This window comes from Hymenobacter agri (genome assembly GCF_054778495.1).
The window spans coordinates 1-3,339 of sequence record NZ_BAAGZM010000484.1 but is presented as its reverse complement, the minus strand read 5'-3'; the positions used below and the strand labels follow the sequence as shown (position 1 = coordinate 3,339).

Here is a 3,339-nt window from a genome sequence, read left to right as displayed (position 1 = left end):
GCCGGCATCGGCGGCGGCGCGGGCGGTAGCCAGAGCCTGCGCTATCGGCTGGCCGCCGGCCGTGGCCGCGTTCCAGGCGCTGCTGAATTCGTTGTACCACTGCGCGTCGGGCTTGTAGCTGCGGTCGAGGTTTTCGCCCATCGAGCGCAGGTTGTAGCTGCGGCCGGTATTTTCCTGAGTGAGGTAGGCGCGGGCCTGCACCACAGGCGTGCTGAGGGTGAGAGCATGCTGCTGCAGCAGGTAGCCTTGCAGCTGGAAGCGGTTCGAGCGCTGGTACACGTTGTCGAAGCTGGCCACGCGGTAGGTATAGGCCAGCTCGGTGCCGGGCCGGAAACGGTAGTGCAGCGCCACATCGCCCTTCAGCGTGCGCAGGTGGTAGTCCACCAAATCCTGCTCGTTGTAGCCGGTGCGGGCCACCGAGTAGCTTTTGCCGCCCAGCGTGAGGTTGCGGCGGTCCGACGACTCGTTGCCGTAGCTGCTCACCGGGTCGCGGGCGGGGTTGTCGGCTCCGAACAGGCCGGTGCTGGCGTTGCCGTTGGGGTTGATGTCGGTCTGGTCCTGAGCCACCCAGTCGTAGCCGCGCAGGTAGCCGCCATTCACCTTGAAAGCAAGTTTCGGGCTCAGCGCCTTCGCGTAGCGCAGCGTGGTTTCGGAGAAAACCCGGGCCCCGGTGGCGGGGTCGGCCAAGTGGTTGACGCCGGTTTTCTGCTGCACGCTCAGCCCTTCGGAATCGAAGGGGTTGCGGGTGCGGAAGTTGGCCAGCCCGTTGATGGCATTCAGCCCATAGAGCGCCGCGGCCGTGCCGGGCACGACTTCCACTGAGCTGATATCCAAGTCCGTCGGCCCGAGCACATTGCCAATCGGCCCGCCGATGTGAGGGGCCTGGTTGTCCACGCCATCCACGAGCTGGGCGAAGCGCACGTTGGTGGTATTGGCGAAGCCCCGGGCATTAATGACCTTGAAAGCCAGGCTGGGCGTTATCACCTGCACGCCCTTGAGGTGTTCAATGGCATCGAAAAACGATGGCGCGGGCGACAGCCGGATGGCGCGGGCGTTGAGCTTCTCCACCGTCACCGGCGACTGCAAAAAGCTCTCTTCCACCCGCGAAGCCGACACCACAACTTCCTCCAAATCGACTTTTTTGCGGGTGGTATCGGCCGGGGCGACGGTTTGGGCGCGGGCGGCAAAAGCGGGCAGGCAGGCCGCCGCGAGCAGCACCGGGCCGGGCCGATTGGGTAAGCGAAGGGGCATAGAATCGCGTTATATTTACGAAGATATAACGCGCCGGCCCGCCAATGGTTATTCGCTCAGCCGACGGGTTTCGGCGGCCATGAATTCCTGAAAGCGCGCCTGCAAGTCGCGGAAAGCGGCAATGGCCGCCTGGCCGGCATCCGTGACAACGGCGCCGCCGCCTTTGGTGCCGCCGGTCTGGGTGCTCACCAGCGGCACGGCGGCCTGCGCGTTCATCGAACTCACCAAATCCCAGGCACGCTTGTACGACATGCCCATGGCCTGCGCCGCCTTCGAGATGGAGCCCAACTCGGCAATGCGCTCCAGCAGCTCGAGCCGGCCAATGCCGAGGAAACGGCCTTCGTCGGTTTCGAGCCACAGGCGGCCGTTGAGGCGGTAGGTTTTGCTGGGAGCGAGCAGGGATTTCATGGCGTAAAGATGGGACAAGTGGCGCCGCCCAAGAGCCAGGCAGCCGCTCCGTTCAGGAAGTAGCAAAGAAAAAAATAGCAATACTGGAATAGGCATTTCCTACGGCTAGAGCCGCTTTTTGCCCGAATTTTTTGGTTGCAAAACCCCAACCACCTTCCGCCGAAGCCGTTGAAAAGTAGCAGCTGTGCCAAGGGCCAAGCTTTGTGGCCAACGGCTGGCCTTCCGCTCTTTCTCCTGCCTTACCCCATCCCAACACTTCTCCCAAACACCTTATGGAAACCATCAAAACCAAAGCCTACGGCGCCAGCAATTCCATCTTCAGCGGCTTGTCGGAAATGGAAATCGAGCGCCAGGCCCCCAAGGCCGACGAAGTACACATCGACATTCTCTACTGCGGCGTGTGCCACTCCGACCTGCACCAGGTGAAAAACGACTGGCACAACACCATCTACCCCTGCGTGCCGGGCCACGAAATTGTGGGCCGCGTGGTGGAGGCGGGCAGTAGCGTCACCAAGTTCCGGGTGGGCGACCTCGTGGGCGTGGGCTGCATGATTGACTCGTGCGGCGTGTGCCCATCGTGTAAGGAAAAAGAAGAGAATTACTGCGAAGGCCCCGTGAGCTGGACGGCCACCTACAACGGCTACATGAAGCCGCAGAACAAGGACTTCAACACCTTCGGCGGCTATTCCACTAACATCACCGTGAAGGAATCCTTCGTGCTCAGCATCCCGAAAGTCCTGGACATCAGCGCGGCCGCCCCGATTTTGTGCGCCGGTGTAACGACCTACGCGCCCCTGAAACACTGGAAAGTTGGGCCTGGCCAGAGCGTGGCGGTAGTGGGCATTGGCGGGCTAGGCCACATGGCCGTGCAAATCGCCCGGGCAATGGGTGCCACCGTCACGGCCGTAACCCGCGACAAGGACAAGCAGGCCGCTGCCGAGCAGCTGGGCGCGCACGAGGTCTTGATTTCGAGCGACTCGGCCGCCATGAAAGCGCACGAGCTGAAGTTCGATTTCATCCTCATCACCATCCCCGATGCCTTCGATGTGAACGACTACGTGACGCTAGCCAAGCGCGACGGTGTCCTCACGACGGTGGGCCTACTAGCACCCTACAAATCAGCGCTCAACAACATGGAAGTGGCCATGCACCGCCGCTCGGTGTCGGGCTCGATTATTGGTAGCATTGCCGAAACCCAGGAGGTGCTGGACTTCTGCGCCGTGCACAACATTGCCCCGCAGGTGGAGCTGATTCCGATGCAGGATATCAACAAGGCCTTCGATAAGATGATGGATGAGGAAGTCCGCTTCCGCTACGTTATCGATATGGCTTCGCTGAAAGAGGAAGCGTAAGCGCTTAACCTGAGCCGTAGCAACTGCTGCCGAAAAGCCGGGCTTCGTTCACTGCGGTGAAGGAGGCCCGGCTTCTTGTTGGTGTCACTACCTTTCGGCAGCGGCAATAGGCCGCCCTCAGGTCATCTTCGCCAATCTGATTTCGCGTATGAAAAAACTGCTGCTTTCCGCCACCTTCATGCTGAGCACCGCCGCCATGGCCCAGGCCCAGGATTTCAAATACCAGACCCCGCCCCAGGCCCTGCAGGACCTGCTGCTGGCCCCGCCCACGCCCCGCGTCAGCTTGGCGTCGGACGGGCGCACCCTGGCCCTGCTGGCCGTGCAGGAC

At 62.0% G+C, this 3,339-nt stretch carries 4 protein-coding genes; 2 read left to right on the top strand and 2 right to left on the bottom strand.

Annotated features, from left to right (window positions below; all coding sequences use genetic code 11):
- Together ACYVDE_RS18050 and ACYVDE_RS18045 are read right to left on the bottom strand one after the other, a co-directional pair.
- The coding region (locus ACYVDE_RS18050) for a TonB-dependent receptor (RefSeq protein WP_460502946.1) at positions 1-1,251 on the bottom strand (1,251 nt) is incomplete at its 3' end.
- 48 nt (positions 1,252-1,299) lie between these two features.
- Positions 1,300-1,659 carry a winged helix-turn-helix domain-containing protein gene (locus ACYVDE_RS18045; RefSeq protein ID WP_460502945.1) on the bottom strand — a complete coding sequence of 120 codons (360 nt, stop codon included), beginning with the start codon at positions 1,657-1,659 and terminating at the stop codon, positions 1,300-1,302.
- A 272-nt stretch (positions 1,660-1,931) separates the two neighbouring features.
- Between ACYVDE_RS18045 and ACYVDE_RS18040 the strand changes: the two genes are divergently transcribed.
- Positions 1,932-3,011: an NAD(P)-dependent alcohol dehydrogenase gene (locus tag ACYVDE_RS18040; protein WP_460502944.1), complete on the top strand. Its 1,080-nt coding sequence runs from the start codon at positions 1,932-1,934 to the stop codon at positions 3,009-3,011.
- 148 nt (positions 3,012-3,159) lie between these two features.
- On the top strand, positions 3,160-3,339 hold a 180-nt coding region (locus tag ACYVDE_RS18035; RefSeq protein ID WP_460502943.1), incomplete at its 3' end, for a hypothetical protein.